Source organism: Streptomyces sp. NPDC012510 (assembly GCF_042955065.1).
GTDB lineage: Bacteria > Actinomycetota > Actinomycetes > Streptomycetales > Streptomycetaceae > Streptomyces.
On the sequence record NZ_JBIBEN010000002.1, the window covers coordinates 506,377 to 523,179 of the forward strand.

At 71.2% G+C, this 16,803-nt stretch carries 14 protein-coding genes; 5 read left to right on the forward strand and 9 right to left on the reverse strand.

Features of this window, described 5'->3' with window-relative positions; genetic code table 11:
- Positions 1–65: 65 nt before the first annotated feature.
- On the reverse strand, positions 66–2,429 hold the full coding sequence (locus ACFY9I_RS05090; protein WP_390996787.1) for an immune inhibitor A domain-containing protein: 2,364 nt from the start codon (positions 2,427–2,429) through the stop codon (positions 66–68).
- 424 nt (positions 2,430–2,853) lie between these two features.
- On the opposite strand from ACFY9I_RS05090, the gene ACFY9I_RS05095 reads away from it, so the two are divergent.
- The gene (locus tag ACFY9I_RS05095) at positions 2,854–3,171 is read left to right on the forward strand and encodes a hypothetical protein (protein ID WP_390996789.1); all 318 of its coding nucleotides are present in this window, start codon (positions 2,854–2,856) and stop codon (positions 3,169–3,171) included.
- 97 nt (positions 3,172–3,268) lie between these two features.
- Here ACFY9I_RS05095 and ACFY9I_RS05100 read toward each other — a convergent pair whose 3' ends face one another.
- Both ACFY9I_RS05100 and ACFY9I_RS05105 read right to left on the reverse strand, forming a co-directional pair.
- Entirely contained in the window at positions 3,269–3,952 is a 684-nt protein-coding gene (locus ACFY9I_RS05100; RefSeq protein ID WP_390996792.1) for an RDD family protein, read from the reverse strand.
- 61 nt (positions 3,953–4,013) lie between these two features.
- On the reverse strand, positions 4,014–5,834 hold the full coding sequence (locus tag ACFY9I_RS05105; protein ID WP_390996794.1) for an RDD family protein: 1,821 nt from the start codon (positions 5,832–5,834) through the stop codon (positions 4,014–4,016).
- A 277-nt stretch (positions 5,835–6,111) separates the two neighbouring features.
- On the opposite strand from ACFY9I_RS05105, the gene ACFY9I_RS05110 reads away from it, so the two are divergent.
- Positions 6,112–6,525: an SsgA family sporulation/cell division regulator gene (locus ACFY9I_RS05110; RefSeq protein WP_390996796.1), complete on the forward strand. Its 414-nt coding sequence runs from the start codon at positions 6,112–6,114 to the stop codon at positions 6,523–6,525.
- Positions 6,526–6,557: 32 nt separating this feature from the next.
- Here the strand turns inward: ACFY9I_RS05110 and ACFY9I_RS05115 are convergent, their stop codons facing one another.
- Complete coding sequence (locus ACFY9I_RS05115; RefSeq protein WP_390996798.1) at positions 6,558–7,973, reverse strand: FAD-linked oxidase C-terminal domain-containing protein; 1,416 nt, start codon at positions 7,971–7,973, stop codon at positions 6,558–6,560.
- Positions 7,974–8,065: 92 nt separating this feature from the next.
- On the opposite strand from ACFY9I_RS05115, the gene ACFY9I_RS05120 reads away from it, so the two are divergent.
- The gene (locus ACFY9I_RS05120; RefSeq protein WP_390996800.1) at positions 8,066–9,499 is read left to right on the forward strand and encodes a tetratricopeptide repeat protein; all 1,434 of its coding nucleotides are present in this window, start codon (positions 8,066–8,068) and stop codon (positions 9,497–9,499) included.
- Between the two features lie 138 nt (positions 9,500–9,637).
- Here ACFY9I_RS05120 and hppD read toward each other — a convergent pair whose 3' ends face one another.
- Positions 9,638–10,783, reverse strand: a complete 1,146-nt coding sequence (gene hppD / locus ACFY9I_RS05125) for a 4-hydroxyphenylpyruvate dioxygenase (RefSeq protein ID WP_390996803.1) — start codon at positions 10,781–10,783, stop codon at positions 9,638–9,640.
- 123 nt (positions 10,784–10,906) lie between these two features.
- Here hppD and ACFY9I_RS05130 point away from each other — a divergent pair, with 123 nt between their 5' ends.
- Positions 10,907–11,389: an Lrp/AsnC ligand binding domain-containing protein gene (locus ACFY9I_RS05130; protein WP_390996804.1), complete on the forward strand. Its 483-nt coding sequence runs from the start codon at positions 10,907–10,909 to the stop codon at positions 11,387–11,389.
- A 57-nt stretch (positions 11,390–11,446) separates the two neighbouring features.
- On the opposite strand, the gene ACFY9I_RS05135 is transcribed toward ACFY9I_RS05130, so the two are convergent.
- Complete coding sequence (locus ACFY9I_RS05135; protein WP_390996807.1) at positions 11,447–12,214, reverse strand: S16 family serine protease; 768 nt, start codon at positions 12,212–12,214, stop codon at positions 11,447–11,449.
- A gap of 133 nt (positions 12,215–12,347) precedes the next feature.
- Positions 12,348–12,824, reverse strand: coding sequence for a MarR family transcriptional regulator (locus ACFY9I_RS05140; protein ID WP_390996810.1), 477 nt, complete (start codon positions 12,822–12,824; stop codon positions 12,348–12,350).
- 85 nt (positions 12,825–12,909) lie between these two features.
- Between ACFY9I_RS05140 and ACFY9I_RS05145 the strand changes: the two genes are divergently transcribed.
- The gene (locus tag ACFY9I_RS05145; RefSeq protein WP_390996812.1) at positions 12,910–13,746 is read left to right on the forward strand and encodes an alpha/beta fold hydrolase; all 837 of its coding nucleotides are present in this window, start codon (positions 12,910–12,912) and stop codon (positions 13,744–13,746) included.
- A gap of 44 nt (positions 13,747–13,790) precedes the next feature.
- Here the strand turns inward: ACFY9I_RS05145 and ACFY9I_RS05150 are convergent, their stop codons facing one another.
- A complete protein-coding gene (locus ACFY9I_RS05150) occupies positions 13,791–14,432 on the reverse strand; it encodes a helix-turn-helix domain-containing protein (protein ID WP_390996814.1) in 642 nt (213 codons plus the stop codon).
- 378 nt (positions 14,433–14,810) lie between these two features.
- A complete protein-coding gene (locus ACFY9I_RS05155; RefSeq protein WP_390996816.1) occupies positions 14,811–16,607 on the reverse strand; it encodes a DEAD/DEAH box helicase family protein in 1,797 nt (598 codons plus the stop codon).
- Positions 16,608–16,803 lie beyond the last annotated feature (196 nt).

Here is a 16,803-nt window from a genome sequence, read left to right on the forward strand (position 1 = left end):
CACGTCCGGCCGCGACCCGCCAAGGGGGTCGCGGCCGAACATGCTCTGACCTGCGGAAACGCCGTTTACTTCACTGCAGGCCCGACCTGGACCGAGATCGTGGAGCCGTCCTTGGCCTCCTTGGCGATCTTGATCTTGGTGTTGGTGTCAGTGATCTTGACACCGGCGAGGGGCGCGGCCTCGTCGTAGTACGTGCTGGTGTGGTCGTTGAAGGTGGACACACCCTTCGACGACGGGATCCTCGTCAGCACGTCATCCTTGTGCAGCCTCAGACCGTCCGTGCGGTACAGGCTGAACGGCGAGTCGTAGGACTGGATCCGGCCGCGCATCACCGTGCCGTCGGCCCACTTCAGCGCCGTGGGGTGCGAGTCGACCGGCAGGAGCAGACCCGAACCCGGGTGGACACTGGTGTTGTTGTCCGCCTGCGAGGTGTCCCACTTCCAGATCAGCAGACCGTTCTGGTAGGGGAAGTGCTCCACCCAGGACGGACGCGTGGTCGAGAAACCGAAGTTGTACGGGCCGACCTTCAGCGTCTTGTCGTACGACACGTACTGGCGGTTCTCGGCGATGTAGTACTGGGCGTAGTCGTCCGTGATCGACGCGCCGATGCGGGAGAAGCCCTTGGCGGTCCAGGCCGCGTCCGCGCTCTCCGCGTCGTCCGAGAACAGGGCGGAACCGTCGGCGGTCACGGTGATCGAGTCGGCCGCGAAGCCCTTCGGGGCCACGCCGCCGTCGGTCTGGTAGCGGAAGCGGAGGTCGAACTTCTGGCCCGCGTGGGCGTCCAGGGAGTACGACAACTTCTTGTGCCCCGCGGAGGAACCGGTCAGCGCCGGCTTGCCGCTGGCGTCGCGCGCGATCGCCTCGCCGTCGGCCCTGCCGTCGATGGCGGTCCAGTTGGCGCCACCGTCGGTCGACACCTCGGTGTAGAGGTAGTCGAACTCGGCCTCGATGTCGTACCAGCCGTCGAGGGTGAGCGCGGCCGAGGACTTGCCCGTGAGGTCCACGGAACGGGTCAGGGTGTTGGAGAGGTTGTCACCGCTACCGCTCCACCACTGCGTCGAGCCCTGCGACGGCTCGACGATCTCGGTGGTGACCTTCTTCTTCGGCAGCTCGACCACGAGGGCCTGCTTGTCCTTGGTGTTGTACTCCGCCACACCGAGCTTGTGCTTCGACTTCGTCGCGGCCTTCGCCGTGTCGTAGTTCAGCCAGCCGAGCTGCAGCTTGTCCCAGGCGGTCATGTCGCCGGGCAGGTCACCGATAGCGTCCTTGCCGGTGCCGAGCCAGGAACCGGAGGACATCAGGGTCCAGAAGCCGGTGGAGTTGTCGCCGGCGCCGGTGGTGTCGTAGTGGTCCGGCAGACCGAGGTCGTGGCCGTACTCGTGGGCGAAGACACCGAGTCCGCCGTTCTCCGGCTGGACGGTGTAGTCGCCGACCCAGATGCCGGTGTCGCCGATCTTCGCGCCGCCGAGCTTGTTGCCCTCGGGGCCGGTCGCACCGGCGTCGGTGCCGAACGCGTACCAGCGGTGGGCCCAGATGGCGTCCTCGCCCTGCGCGCCGCCGCCCGCGGACTCGTCCTCACCGGCGTGCACGATCTGGAAGTGGTCGATGTAGCCGTCGGACTCGTTGAAGTCGCCGTCGCCGTCGAAGTCGTAGCGGTCCCACTGGTCGAACTCGGCGACGTCCGCCTTGATCTCCGCGTCGGTGCGCCCCGCTGCCTTCTGCTGGGCGACCCAGGACGTGAGACCGTCGCTGACCACGTTCCACACGCTGGAGCAGGTGGTCTGGCCGCAGGCGTTGTTGCCGTAGCGGGCCTCGTTGTAGGGGACCTTGACCCAGTCCGAGACCTCGCCCTCGATCGAGTAGCGGCCCGAGGACTGCTTCTCGTAGTACTTCTTCATCGACTCGGTCTTCTTGCCGGTGCCGAAGTACAGGTCCTGGAAGTACTTCTGGTCGTAGTCCGCCTGCCAGACCGTGGAGTTGTCCTGGGTGCGGTCCGGCTCGGCTATCCGGTTGTGCAGCGGGCCGGGCGTGCCGCCGTAGCGGCTGTCGATCTCGTCGCCGAACTCGACCAGGATCGTGAAGATCTTGTCGGTCTTCTCGCGGCCGAGCTCGACGTACTTGCTCTTGCCCTTCTTGCTCTTCAGCTGCACGACCCGCGAGCCGTCACGGTTCTTGACCGTGGCGTCGCCGGATATGACCTGCTGAAGGGCCTCCTCGCGCTGGGCCTCCTGCGTCTTGCTCAGGGGGCCTTCGAGGTCGTGGTCGTCGGCGTGCTCGTGGTCCGCCGGGTCGTGCCGGTCGACAGCCGCCGCCGGAGCGGTGTCCGTGTCCGCGGCCTGCGCCACGGTGAAAGCGGACATGGTCGCCGCCGCCGTGGCGACCGCGACGCCGACCGCCGCCGCCCGGTACGTCCAGGATCTACTGCTCACTTGAGTTCCTCCCCCGCGTCCGTTCGCGCGGAAGGGGTTGGCCCACTCGTGGAGGAGTCCGCGCGCGCTCTACGCGTGTAGTCAAGTGACGCCATTCGACCGGAGATCCGAAAGAAAAAACAGATCTTGACTTGGACAGGTCAAGTGGATTATCGACGTCCAGAGACAACGCTTGTTCGTTATCCGGTCGTTACGTTCATCGCCCACATGTCTTCGGAACCGGCGCGCATACGCGTCCACCTGCCGGACACCATGAACCCGTGCGCCCCCTGTGCACCCGGCACCGTGTGTCAGGTCACGCTTACCCGTCGTTCCACTCGGGCACCCTGGCGAATAGAGTCGATTGGCGGAGTGCCGGACGTCGGCGGAAGCCAAGCCGACCGCACTGTTTCACCTTTGATTCCCACCCGAGGACACGATTGCCATGCCTCGTCCGACGACCGCACAGCTCGCCTACGGCTCCTGCACCGTGATCTTGTCCACCCTCGCCATGCTGCTGCTGTCACAGACGAGTTCCGGGGTGGGTATCGCGGTGATCGCCCTCGCCGCCCTCGCCCTCGGCCTACTCGTCGCACTGACCGTGCCACTGCCCAAATCCGCTGCCGGCCCCGCCGCGCGGCCCGGGACACCCACCGCCGCCCCGGCTCCAGCCCGGGCCCCGGCCCCGGCCCCGGCGATCGTGCGGTCAGAAGCGGTACGCGGGCCGGTACGCGAGCCAGTGCGCGAGCCGACGGGTTCCTGAACCGGCGCTCGGTGACAGCTCGCAGAAACGCTACGGCGGGCCCGTGGTCCACGGACCCGCCGTTGTCGTGCGACCGCTGCCCGGACGGAGCCTCGGCTCAACCCGTGCTGACCACCACCGTCTTGGCCGCCTTGTCGTGCAGACCCTGCTTGTAGGGCTTGTCGAAGAAGCTCCAGCCGCCGGCGATCGCCGTCCAGATGCAGGCGCAGCAGAAGGCGAAGGGGATCCAGAGCACCACCGCGCGCGTCAGGGCGGTCTGCACGGGGGGAGTGGAGCCGTCGTCGAGGTTCGCCACCCGCAGCTTCATCAGCCTCTTGCCGAGGGTCTGGCCGTTCTTGACGGTGAAATAGGTGTCGTACCCGATGTAGAGGATCGCGGCGAGCGCCTCCTGCGCCAGGGACTTGCCGAACTCGAAGTCGTCCGAGTCCACCGTGTACTGGCTGATCCTGAACGCCCACGCCAGCAGCCCGACCACGATCGCCACCAGGATCATGTCGATGATGCGCGCGAGCACCCGCTTCCCGCTGTCCGCGAGCGGCGGCATGCCCGACAGCGGGTCGCCCGGGTACTGCCCGCCGCCGTACGGGTCACCGCCGTAGGGACCGCCACCACCGTAGGGACCACCGGCGTAGGGCGGCGGCTGGCCGCCCCCGTACGGCGGCTGCCGCGGCGGCGGGTCGTACGGGGAGCCGCCGCCCTCGTGCGGCGGGGGCTGCTGCTTCTTGAACGGGTCGTCGTCCGGGGACTGACCGGAGCCGAAGGGCGGCGGTTCGGTGCTCATGGCCCGAGTCGACCGCGAACCCCCCGGCTCCGCATCCGGCACGGGGCCGTCCGGGGTACGGCTACTCGCTCGCCACGAACGTGTGGGCCGCCTTGTCGTGCCAGCACTGGCGCCACGGCTTGTCGATCAGACACCACAGGACGCCGACGACGCCGATGCCGAGCAAACCGGTCACGGTGTGGACGAGCCAGCGGCGCAGGGAGGCCCCGAACGACGGCGGCTCGTGGCCCTCGATGTCCCGGACGTCGATACCGACCAGCTTCTTGCCGAGGGTGCGGCCCCACTTGGCGGTGGGCAGCACCTCGTAGAGGGCGCTGACGAGGAACAGGACGCCGAGGATGATCCCGAAATAGACGGAGGTCGTGCCGTCGACCAGCCAGACGGTGACCTTCTCGCCGGAGAGCTTGGCGGCGTCGATCTTCTCGTTGATGTGGTCGATCGCCTTGGTGCCGAACGGCACGGCGGCCCCGGCCGTGGCGGCGCCCACGACCAGGCTGTCCACGAGCCGGGCGGTCAGCCGTCTGCCGAGCCCCGCCGGGCGAGCCTCCGACTGCCGTCGGGCCGCCGCCTGGAACGGGTCCTCCACCACCGGCTTCCAGGGCGCGACCGGCTGCTCCGCCTCACCCCCGGCGAGCCGGTGCACCTGCTGGGCCCAGGAGGGCTGCCCGCCGCCGGCTCCGACGGCCATGGGGGTGTCGGCCGACTGCCGGGGGGTCGCCTGTGGGGGCACGCCGGGCGAAGGCTGCGGGGCCTGGGGGACCTGCGGGACCTGGGGAGTGGATGTGGCCTGCTGGGGGAAGACGCCGCCGAACTGGGGCTGCTGTGACCGCGGTTGCCGTGGAGCCGGGGTGGTCGGGGTGACGGGGGCGGACGGAGCGGAGGGCGCGGAAGAAGTGGAGGGAGTGGCAGGGACGACGGGAGCGGCGGGCGTCGTTGGGGCTGCGGGAGCGGCGGCGGCCGGGGCCGTGACCTCCGACTGCGGTCCCTGCTGAGGTCCTTGGGCGGCCGGAGGGCTCTGCGGTCCCTGCTGAGGTCCGGACGGTGCCGTGGTGGGCGCGGAGGACTGCGGGGCGAGCCCCAGGGCCTGCTGGGCGGCGGCCTGGGCGCTGGTCAGGGGCGCGCCGAAAGCGGCGGGAGCGGCGCTCGCGGCCCCGTCCTGCTGTCCCGTGCGCGCGGCCGACGGACGGAACGTCATGGTGCCCTCGGACTGCACCGGTTCCGCGCCCTCGCCCGGCCGGGGACGACCGGGCGTGCCGGGCGTGCCGGATGCGCCGGATGCGCCGGGCGTGCCGGACGTGTTCGGGCGGCGGAAGACCACCGTGCCAGGCGTGGCCCCGGCGTCGTCGTCGGTGCCCGCCGGCGGGATCGTCGCCGTGCCGTCCGTGCTCGCGGTACGTCCGGAGTCACTGGCGCCGACGAAGTCACCGGAGCCGCCGGTGTCGCCGGTGTCGCCGCTGTCGTCACCCGTGTCGGCCGCGAGGGACATCCGGGGGTCGCGCGGATCGGCGCCCGGGGGCGAACCCCAGGAGACCCGGCGGTCCTTGTCGCCGCCGAAGCCGGTCTGGCGGGAGCGGTCGGCGCCCCAGGCGGAGGCGGGCTCGGGGCGGGAGCCGTGCAGGGCGTTGTCGGAGGCGGGGCGGGCCGCGTCGCCGGCGGGCGCGGGGTCCTCGTCGAAGAAGTGCGGGCCCGTCTCCTCCACGGCGCCGGACGAGCCGGAGCCGGGCGGCGGGGCGAGCGGTTCGCCGTCGGAGGGCGCCGGACGGCTCGTACCCGGCACCCAGGAGGCGCCGTTCCAGTACCGGACATATCCAGGAATGGACGGGTCCGGGTAATACCCTTCGCGGGGCCTGTCGTCACCGGGGGCCGGGGTTGGGGCGCTCATGTCCGTCGTCCCGTATCTGCTCGTGGGTCGGGTTGGGGGGGTCCACATCTACCAGACGCCGACAAGTCCCATGACCGCTGCCGCCGGACCCGCCCCATTCGGGCACGGATCTGCTACGGGAGGGAAGGGCCGTCGGGTGGCGGAAGCCGGTCGGCGCGCTCGTCGGAAAAAAGTTTCGCGAAGCCGCGTAATGCTACGGGCCCTTGGCCGCTCTCACTCGTACGGGCCCGTCGCCGGGCCCGTACGACAGGCTCCGTACGAGAGAGGAACGATCACCATGCGGCACACCGTCGTGGAACGCGAGCTGGAGCTCAACCTGGTTCTGTCGCCCGAGCGCAGCGTCCCCGTGCCGGCCAAGCTCGGCTACCGCGGCGACGACCCGTACGCCGTCCACATCACCTTCCACATCCACTCCGACCGGCCGGTGCACTGGACGTTCGCGCGGGAGCTGCTCGTCGAGGGGGTGTTCCGGCCTTGCGGGCACGGGGATGTGCGGGTGTGGCCGACGAAGGTGTCGGGCCGGAGCGTCGTGCTGATGGCGCTCAGCTCTCCGGACGGGGACGCGCTGCTCGAAGCGCCGGCCGCCGCCGTGTCGGCGTGGCTGGAGCGGACGCTGCGGGTGGTTCCGCCGGGCGCCGAGTTCGAGATGCTGCGCATCGACGACGGCCTGGCGGAACTCCTCGCCCGGTGACGTGCAGTCGGGCGACGAACGCCTCGCCGGGATCAGAACAGCTTTCCCGGGTTGAGGATGCCCAGCGGGTCGAAGGCGGCCTTCACCGCCCGCTGCATCTCCATCCCCACCGGGCCGATCTCCCGCGCCAGCCACTCCTTCTTGAGGATGCCCACGCCGTGCTCGCCGGTGATCGTGCCGCCGAGTTCCAGACCGAGGGCCATGATCTCGTCGAAGGACGCGCGGGCGCGCCGGGACTCGTCGGGGTCCGCCGCGTCGAAGCAGACGGTGGGGTGGGTGTTGCCGTCTCCCGCGTGCGCGACGACGCCGATGGTGAGCTGTCGCTTCTCGGCGATCCGCTCGACGCCTTCGATGAGGTCGCCGAGCCGGGAGCGGGGCACGCACACGTCGTCGATCATCGTCACACCGCGCACCGCCTCCAGCGCGGTGAGGGACAACCGGCGGGCCTGGAGCAGCAGTTCGGACTCCGCCGCGTCGTCCGCCGGTACGACCTGCGTGGCGCCCGCGGCCTCGCACAACTCCCCCACGGCCGCCAGGTCGGCAGCCGGGTCCGGGGTGTCGAAGGCGGCGAGCAGCAGCGCCTCGGTCGTCTCCGGCAGGCCCATGTGGGCCAGGTCGTTGACGGCCTTCACCGTCGTGCGGTCCATCAGTTCGAGCAGTGAGGGGACGTGTCCGCCGGCCATGATCCGGCACACGGCGTCGCAGGCGGCGGCCGCCGACGCGAACTCCGCCGCCAGCACAAGCTGTTGGGGCGGCTGTGGCCGGAGGCCGAGGATCGCGCGGACGACGATGCCGAGCGAGCCCTCCGAGCCGACGAAGAGCCGGGTGAGGTCGTATCCGGCGACGCCCTTGGCGGTCCGTCTGCCGGTGGACATCAGTCGGCCGTCGGCGAGCACGACGTCCAGGCCGAGGACGTATTCGGCGGTCACCCCGTACTTCACACAGCACAGGCCGCCGGAGGCGGTGCCGATGTTCCCGCCGATGGTGCACATCTCCCAGCTACTGGGGTCGGGCGGGTAGTACAGGCCGTGTTCGCCGACCGCGCGGGAGAGGGCCGCGTTGACGACGCCGGGTTCGACGACGGCGACGCGGTCGACGGGGTTGATCTCCAGGATGCGGTCCATCCTGGTCAGGGACAGCACGATGCAGCCGTCGGAGGCGTTGGCGCCGCCGGACAGGCCGGTGCGGGCGCCCTGCGGGACGACCGGGACGCGCAGGTCCGTGGCGACGCGCATGACGTGCTGCACCTGTTCGACGGTCCGGGGCAGGACGACGGCCGCCGGGGCCCCCGCCTCGCAGAAGCTCGCCATGTCGTTCGCGTACGAGGCCGTGACGTCCGGATCGACGAGGACGGCCTCCGGCGGCAGGCCGCTCAGCAGACGGTCGACGAGGCTGCCGGTCGTCACAGCGTCTTCGCTGAGCGGGGCTCGGCTACGGCTCATGATCACAGGATCGCACTCACGGCCATCGGTGTGAACCCGTCGACGCGAGCGTTCGGGGGTACGGGATGTGGTCGTCGTATTGACGCACAGTGAGCGGCATGTCTGTGGAGAACGAGGAGCGGCTGGCGCGGGCGGCACGTGGGCGCCTGCGGGGGCGGCAGGTGGTCGGGGCTGTCGTCGGGTGTTTCGCGCTGGGCGGTGTGTTGACGCTGCTTCCGCTGGGCGGGGACGAGGACGGTGGCCGGCGGGAGGCTCGGGTCGTGGGTGCGGCGGGGGCCCAGGGGCAGGCGTCGGCCGGGGTGACGGGCGGAGGGCTCGGCACACCGGCCGAGGTGGGCGCCCGCGTGCGGGAAGGTGAGGCTCGGGTGCGAGAGCGGCCACGTGATCACGCGGCCTGGGCGGACCTCGGCGCGGCGTACGTCGAACGGGGCCGGCGGACCGGCGTCGTCACCGACTACCCGCGGGCCGAGCGGGCGCTGCGCACCTCCCTGCGGCTCCGGCCGCACGGCAACGCCGACGCCCTCGAAGGGCTCACGGCGCTCGCGAACACCCGCCGGGACTTCCGGTCGGCGAAGAGGTGGGGCGAGGAGGCCGTACGGGTGGCGCCGAAGCGCTGGACCTCGTACGCGCTGCTGATGGATGCGTACGACGGGCTCGGCCGGTACGAGGCGGTGCGCGGCACCCTGGAGAAGCTGCTGGCCCTGCACTCGGGCCCGGCGGCGCGGGCGCGGGCCGCGCAGGTCTACTGGGACCAGGGGCGGCGGGAGGACGCGGCGGCGGCGCTCGCGGACGTGGTGGCGTCGGTTCCGGGGACGCGGTCGGGTGCGCGTGGACAGGCCGGGCGGGGCACGTCCGGGGTGACGGCCGTCGAGGGGGCGGCGTGGTCGGTGCGGGCCGGGGATCTGGCCTGGGAGCGGGGGGAGCCGGAGCAGTCGTTGCGGTACTGCGAGGTGGCGGGGCGGCTGGTCGCCGGGGGTGAGCCGGACGCCGATGCCTGCCGGGGGCGGGCGCTGGCCGCGCTGGGGCGTACGGCGCAGGGTGTGCGGGCGTACCGGGCGGCGCTGTCGCGGCGGCCGTCGGCGCAGGTGGCGCTGCGGTTGGGCGAGTTGTACGAGTCGCTGGGGCGGGCGAAGGCGGCGCGGAAGCAGTACGGCGTCGTGCGTGCGCTGGTGGCGCGGTCGGCCGCGGCCGGGGTGAACGAGTCGCTCGTCCTCGGTGCGCTGGAGGCGGACCACGGTGATCCGGAGGTGGCGGTGCGGGTGCTCCGTGCGGAGTGGGAGCGGCAGCCGGGGTTGCGGGTGGCCGATGCGTTGGGGTGGGCGTTGCATCGGGCCGGGGAGGACGCGGAGGCGCTGGGGTTCGCGCGACGGGCTACGGATCGGGCGCGGGGTGGGGAGGTGCGGAGTGCGGCTTACGCCTATCACCGGGGGGTGATCGAGCGGGCGGTGGGGTTGGAGGCGGCGGGGCGGCGGCACCTGGAGGAGGCGCGGCGGTTGAATCCGTACTTCGCGGTGGGTGGGGTAGGCGCGTAACAGCTCGGAGGTTCGGGGGCGGGGGCGGGGGCGGGGGCGACTGCGGCCCGGTGGGGCGTCTCACGCAGTTCCCGGCGCCCCTGAAATGCAGGGGCGCGGTCGCCCTCGAGCTCGCGCCCCCGAGCTACCGGGCGCCCCTCACAGGTTGCCCCTCTTCTCCTGTTCCCTCTCGATCGCCTCGAACAGCGCCTTGAAGTTGCCCTTGCCGAAGCCCATGGACCCGTGCCGCTCGATGATCTCGAAGAAGACCGTCGGCCGGTCCTGGACCGGCTTGGTGAAGATCTGCAGCAGATAGCCGTCCTCGTCGCGGTCGGCCAGGATCTTCAGTTCGCGCAGGGTCTCCACGGGGACGCGGGTGTCGCCGACCCACTCCCCCAGCGTGTCGTAGTACGAGTCGGGGGTGTTCAGGAACTCGACCCCGGCCGCCCGCATCGTCCGTACGGTCCGGACGATGTCGTTGGTGTTGAGGGCGATGTGCTGGACGCCCGCACCGCCGTAGAACTCCAGGTACTCGTCGATCTGCGACTTCTTCTTGGCGACGGCGGGCTCGTTGATGGGGAACTTGACCTTCAGGGTGCCGTCCGCGACGACCTTGGACATCAGCGCGCTGTACTCGGTGGCGATGTCGTCGCCCACGAACTCCTTCATGTTCGTGAAGCCCATGACGCGGTTGTAGAACCCGACCCACTCGTTCATGCGCCCGAGCTCGACGTTGCCCACGCAGTGGTCGATGGCCTGGAAGGTGCGCTGGGCCGGCGGTTCGACGACGGGGTCGGCGGCGACGTAGCCGGGGAGGTAGGGGCCGTCGTAGCCGGTGCGCTCGACGAGGGTGTGCCGGGTCGTGCCGTACGTGGCGATCGCGGCCAGGACGACCGTGCCGTGCTCGTCCTTCACCTCGTACGGCTCGGTGACGGACCGGGCGCCGTGCTCGATGGCGTAGGCGTACGCGCGGCGGGCGTCCGGGACCTCGATGGCCAGGTCGATCACTCCGTCGCCGTGCTCGGCGACGTGCTCGGCGAGGAAGTGGCCCCAGGTGGTGGCGGGTTTGACGACCGAGGTGAGGACGAACCGGGCCGAGCCGTTCTCGAGGACGTAGCTCGCGGTCTCGCGGCTGCCGGTCTCGGGGCCGGCGTAGGCGACGAGGCGCATGCCGAACGCGGTGGAGTAGTAGTGGGCGGCCTGCTTGGCGTTGCCCACGGCGAAGACGACAGCGTCCATTCCCTTGACCGGGAAGGGGTCTGCCTGCCGTGCGGTGTCGGGGACGTGGTGTGTGGTCTGCGTCATGGCCGCAGGCTCCTCCCGTACCCACAAGGTGCGCAATAGTTGGCGTGTTCACTGGGCAATCTGTTCAGCCGAACGCCACTGAACGCATGGGTTCTGTACAGGATGACCACCACGGGAGGCCTCATGGCGATCGATCATCTGGACGGTCGGCTGATCGTCCTGCTGGCCCGGGAGCCACGGATCGGGGTGCTGGAGATGTCGCGGCGGCTGGGGGTCGCGCGGGGCACGGTGCAGGCGCGGCTCGACCGACTTCAGGCGAACGGGGTCATCCGGGGGTTCGGGCCCCAGGTGGACCCGGCCGCGCTCGGCTACCCGGTCACGGCGTTCGCGACGCTGCAGATCAGACAGGGTCAGGGAGCGGACGTACGGGCACACCTGGCGACCGTTCCGGAGGTGCTGGAGCTGCACACCACCACCGGCAGCGGGGACATGCTGTGCCGGCTCGTGGCCCGTTCCAACGCCGATCTGCAGCGGGTGATCGACCGGGTCGTCGGGTTCGACGGCATCGTCCGGGCCGCCACGGCGATCGTCATGGAGAACCCCGTCCCGCTGCGGATCATCCCGCTGGTGGAACAGGCGGCGCAGGACCGGGAGGCGGCGACCTAGTGTGATGCGGCAGGCAACGGGCGTCTTCGGGAGTGCCTCCCCGGGGAGGTACTCCGCTCAGCAGCTCGGGACCTTGCCCCTGCCCGTCTCCAGTGCCACGAGCGAGCCGACCGCGCCCTTCAGGGTCGTCACCGGGATGAGCCGCATGCCCTCGGGCAGTTCGGCCTCGGCGTCGGCGCACTCGGCCTCGGGGACGAGGAAGACGGTGGCGCCGTCGCGGTGGGCGGCCTGTGTCTTGAGGGTGACGCCGCCGACCGCGCCGACCTTGCCGGAGGTGTCGATGGTCCCGGTACCGGCGATGACGCGGCCCCCCGTGAGGTCACCGCCGCTGCCGTCGCCGTCGAGCTTGTCGATGACGCCGAGCGAGAAGAGCAGGCCCGCGCTGGGGCCGCCGACATCGGCGAGGCGCAGGGTGACCTTGATGTCGCCGGAGTCCTCGCCGAGGTAGGCGAGGGCCGCCTCGGTGGCGGTGTCCTGGGACTCCTTCATCTCGGCCTCGTTGTACTCCTGGATCTCCTCGACGGTGTCACCGCTGGGGTACACCGCGTCGCGCGGCATGACCGCCTGGTCCGTACGGAACCAGCCGTCGAGCACGTCATCCAGGCCGACGCGGGCGGACGGCCCCGTCGCCTCGATGGTCGTCATGCGTAGCTGGCCGCTCGTCCGTCGGGTCTCCGCGCCGGTGATCGTGATCACCGGGTCCCCCTTGTTCTCACCCAGCACGTTCGCCGTCATCCCCGGCTGTGCCACGGAGAAGGGCAACGGCGCGAACGCCGCCGTGGTCAGCAGCCCCACGACGGGCAGGGCGCATACGGCTACGGCCACGGGACGCGAAAGGCTGGAGAGGCGAGAGAGCACGGGATCAATCTAACGTGAGGGATGGTTCCGGCCAGGGGCCGGTCCGTCGCGGGGGGTGGGGCGCGACGCCGTGGGCGGGTGGGGCGGGTGGGGCGGGGCCTCAGTTGACGTCGACGTCCTCGAACAGGGCGAGCATGCGCGTCAGCACCCGTACGCAGGCGTCGACGTCGGCCTCCGTGAGGTCACCGCTCGCCCGCTCCAGCAGGACACGCTCCCGGGCGACCAGCGCGTCGATGGTCGCCCGGCCGGTGTCGGTGAGCCGGATCAGGGAGGACCGCTGGTGCGTGGGGTTGGGGATCGCCTCGACGAGGTCCCGCCCCGCCGCCTCGTTGACCATCCGCTGCACGAACTGCCTGCTCAGCGCCAGAGTGCGCCCCATCTGCGGCACGGTCATGGGCCGCCCGCCCATGCGCAACAGCTCCAGGACCGCGCGCACACCGACGGGGAATCCCTCTTTCTGCTCCTTCAGCTCCAGGGCGCGGGTCGTCCGCCGATAGAGGGGACCGAGGACGGCGAACACCTCGGACAGCCGCCCGGCGAGCGCGTCGGGCGGCAGCGGCTCATTGGTCTCTGTCACGGGGTCATTGTCTTCCACACTCCCCCGCACCACACAAATGACAACTGGGTTGTCATCTTCTCGACAACATGACACCTTGGTTGTCATGACTGATGCCTCGCAGGTCCTCACACGCACGTTCCAGTCCGACGACGGCCCCCTCGTCTACCAGGACACCGGTTCCGGCGCCCCGCTCGTGCTGCTGCACGGCGGCTTCACGGACCACACCATGTGGCGCGACCTGGTGCCCGCCCTGGCGGCGGCCGGTCACCGCGTCATCGCCCCGGACGCGCGAGGGCACGGCTCCTCCGCCAACGCGAGCAAGCCGTTCCGCTTCACCGACGACCTCGCCGCGCTACTGCGCCACCTGGACACCGGCCCCTCGGTCCTGGTCGGCATGTCGATGGGCGGCGGCACGGCCGTCGACACGGCGCTGGAACACCCCGAGCTCGTACGCGCCCTCGTCGTCAGCGGCGTCGGCACCAGCGAGCCCGAGTACACGGACCCCTGGACCAAGGACAGCGTCACCCGGTACTACGGCACGCTGATGGCCGGCGACCTCGAGGGCTGGCTCGACGTGGTCGCCGAGGCCGTCGCCGGTCCGCACCGCGAGGTCGACGAGGTGGACCCCGACATCGTCCGGCGGGTACGGGAGATGAGCCGCGCCACCGCCCTCAAGCACAGCGTCGGCGAGGCGGACTGGCACGTCCCGGTCACGGACACCTGGGCCCGCGCCGCCGGCATCACCGTCCCCACCCTCGCCGTCAACGGCGCCCTGGACGCCCCCGACCTGATCGCCATGGCCGAACGCCTGGTCACCACGGTCGCGGGCGAGGGCAACGCCCTCTCGATCGAGGGCACCGGCCACTACGCCAACATGGAACGGCCGGACATCTTCACGAAGCACCTGCTGGACTGGCTGGAGGCCTGCCCCGCCGTGTAGCCAGGGGCAGTCGTACGGGTGGGGCGGTGGGGCCGGCCGACAACTCAGCGCAGCGCGTCGGCCACCTCGCGGGCCGCGTCCATCACCCGCGGCCCCACCCTCTCCGGCACCGCGTCCGCCAGCATCACCACACCCACACTGCCCTCGACCCCGTTCACCCCGAGCAACGGCGCGGCGGCCCCACTCGCCCCCGCCTCCAGCTCCCCGTGCGTGAGCGCGTACCCCGGCCAGTCCCCCGGCTGCTGCCGCCCCGACAGGATCGCCCGCCCCGCGGCCCCCCGGTCCAGCGAGTGCCGGAACCCGGCCCGGTACGCGACGTGATAATCCGTCCACGTCGGCTCGACGACCGCGACGGCCAGCGCCTCGGTCCCGTCGACCAGCGTCAGATGGGCCGTCGCCCCGATGTCCTCGGCCAGCGACCGCAGCGCGGGCAACGCGGCCTCCCGTACCAAGGGATGCACCTGCCGTCCGAGCCGCAGCACCCCGAGCCCGACCCGAGCACGTCCGCCCAGGTCACGTCGTACGAGGGAGTGCTGCTCCAGAGTGGCGAGCAGGCGGTACACCACGGTCCGGTTGACCCCGAGCTTGTTGGACAGCTCGGTGACGGTCAGCCCGTGATCAGTGTCGGCCAGCAGCTTGAGGACACGCAGTCCCCGATCAAGCGTCTGAGAGGTCTCCGCGGTCACGACGCCCACTCCTTCTTGGTGAGGGCGGCGACCCCTGTGACGGCTGATGCGTCACCGGTCCCGTTCGGCGACGCGCTACAGAGGCCGCCGATCGGCTGAACCCGGACAATCCGGGCGGAGTCGCTTCACGGCTGCGCTCCGCGGCGGCGCTGCCACGGGGCGTTTGCGTAGCGGGACAGTAGACGAGCCGGTTCGCTCAGCGGAAGACTCCGTCCAGAATCCGGTCAGCGACCGGTAGGGACTATTTCCGTTTGTCGCGATATGTACGAGCGTGCCTCGCCCGGCGCGCACAGCGCCCCACCCAGCGCACGCGGCCGTCGGCGCGCCTGACTCAGTGCACACACGTCTCGCCCAGCGCCCCGCCGCCGCGGGCGCGCCTCACTGCATCCGGGTGGCCCACTCCCGCACCTTGGCGATCCGCTGCCGCAGCTGCCCGGCCGTGGCCTCGGCGCTCGGCGGCCCACCGCACACCCGCCGTACCTCGGTGTGGATGACGCCATGCGGCTTGCCGCACTGGTGGGAGTAAGCGCCGACCATGCTGTTGAGCTGTTTGCGCAGCTCCAGCAGTTCCTTGTGCGTGACGACCGGCCGCCGGTCGGCGGGAAGCTCGACGAGATCGGCCTCCGCGTCCGGCTTCTTGCGGCTGTGCGCGATCTGTCGCGCCTGCCGCTTCTGCAGCAGCAACTGCACCTGGTCGGGCTCCAGCAGCCCCGGAATCCCGAGGTAGTCCTGCTCCTCCTCGCTCCCCGGGTGGGCCTGCATGCCGAACTCGGCGCCGTTGTACATGACCCGGTCGAACACGGCGTCGGACTCGAGCGCCTCGAAGGGCAGCATGTCCTGCTCGCCGGTGTCCTCGTCCTGCTGCTTCTCCGCCTCCGCGAGGAGCTTCTCCTCCTCGGCGTACGGGTCCTCCTCGCCCTCCTTCTTCGGCTTGTCGAGGGCGTGGTCCCGCTCCACCTCCATCTCGTTGGCGAAGGTGAGCAGATCGGGCACGGTGGGCAGGAACACGGACGCGGTCTCGCCGCGTCGCCGGGACCGCACGAACCGCCCGACGGCCTGGGCGAAGAAGAGCGGCGTGGAGATGGTGGTGGCGTAGACCCCGACGGCCAGCCGGGGCACGTCGACCCCCTCGGACACCATCCGCACGGCCACCATCCACCGGTCGGTGTTGTGGCTGAACTCGTCGATGCGGTCGGAGGCGCCGGCGTCGTCGGACAGGACGACCGTCGCGCTGGTCCCCGTGATCTCCCGGATCAGCTTGGCGTAGGCGCGGGCGGAGTCCTGGTCGGTGGCGATGACGAGGGCGCCCGCGTCCGGGATGGCCTTCCTGACCTCGGTGAGCCGCTGGTCGGCGGCGCGCAGCACGCTCGGCATCCACTCGCCGCGCGGATCGAGCGCGGTACGCCAGGCCTGGCTGACCGCGTCCTTGGTCATGGGTTCGCCGAGGCGGGCCGCGATCTCGTCGCCCGCCTTGGTGCGCCAGCGCATGTTGCCGCTGTAGGAGAGGAAGATGACGGGCCGCACGACGTTGTCGGCGAGCGCGTTGCCGTAGCCGTAGGTGTAGTCGGCGGAGGACCGCCGGATGCCGTCCGCGCCCTCCTCGTACGTGACGAAGGGGATGGGGTTGGTGTCGGACCGGAAGGGCGTACCGGTGAGCGCGAGGCGGCGGGTCGCGGGCTCGAACGCCTCCAGGCATGCCTCGCCCCAGGACTTGCTGTCACCGGCGTGGTGGATCTCGTCCAGGATCACCAGGGTCTTGCGCTGCTCGCTGCGGTTGCGGTGCAGCATGGGCCGCACGCCCACACCCGCGTAGGTGACCGCGACGCCGTCGTACTCCTTGCCGAGCGGTCCCGCGCTGTACTCGGGGTTGAGCTTGATCCCTATCCGCGCGGCGGCCTCGGCCCACTGCTTCTTCAGGTGTTCGGTGGGCGCCACGACCGTCACCTGCTGCACCACATGGTGGTGCAGCAGCCAGGACGCGAGCGTCAGCGCGAAGGTCGTCTTACCGGCGCCCGGGGTGGCGACCGCGAGGAAGTCCCGCGGCTGCTCCTGGATGTACTTCTCCATCGCCCCCTGCTGCCAGGCGCGCAGCTTGCTGGCGGTACCCCAGGGGGCACGGCCCGGGAAGGCGGGCGAGAGGTGGTGGTTCGAGGAGGAGGTGGCGGTGGTAGTCACGGTCTCCGGTCTGGGTGGAATCGAAGGGGCCGCGCGTAGCGCGTCGAGTAGGGCGGTGGTGGGCGACGGGCGGGCGGCTCGGCGGGTAGCCCCGGGCGACTCGCGCAGCGACACGGACACCCCGGCTACGTCTGACAACCGGGCCACCCTACCGGCGGCCCGGCCGTGCCCATACGCGGACTGCGCCGGGGCGTCC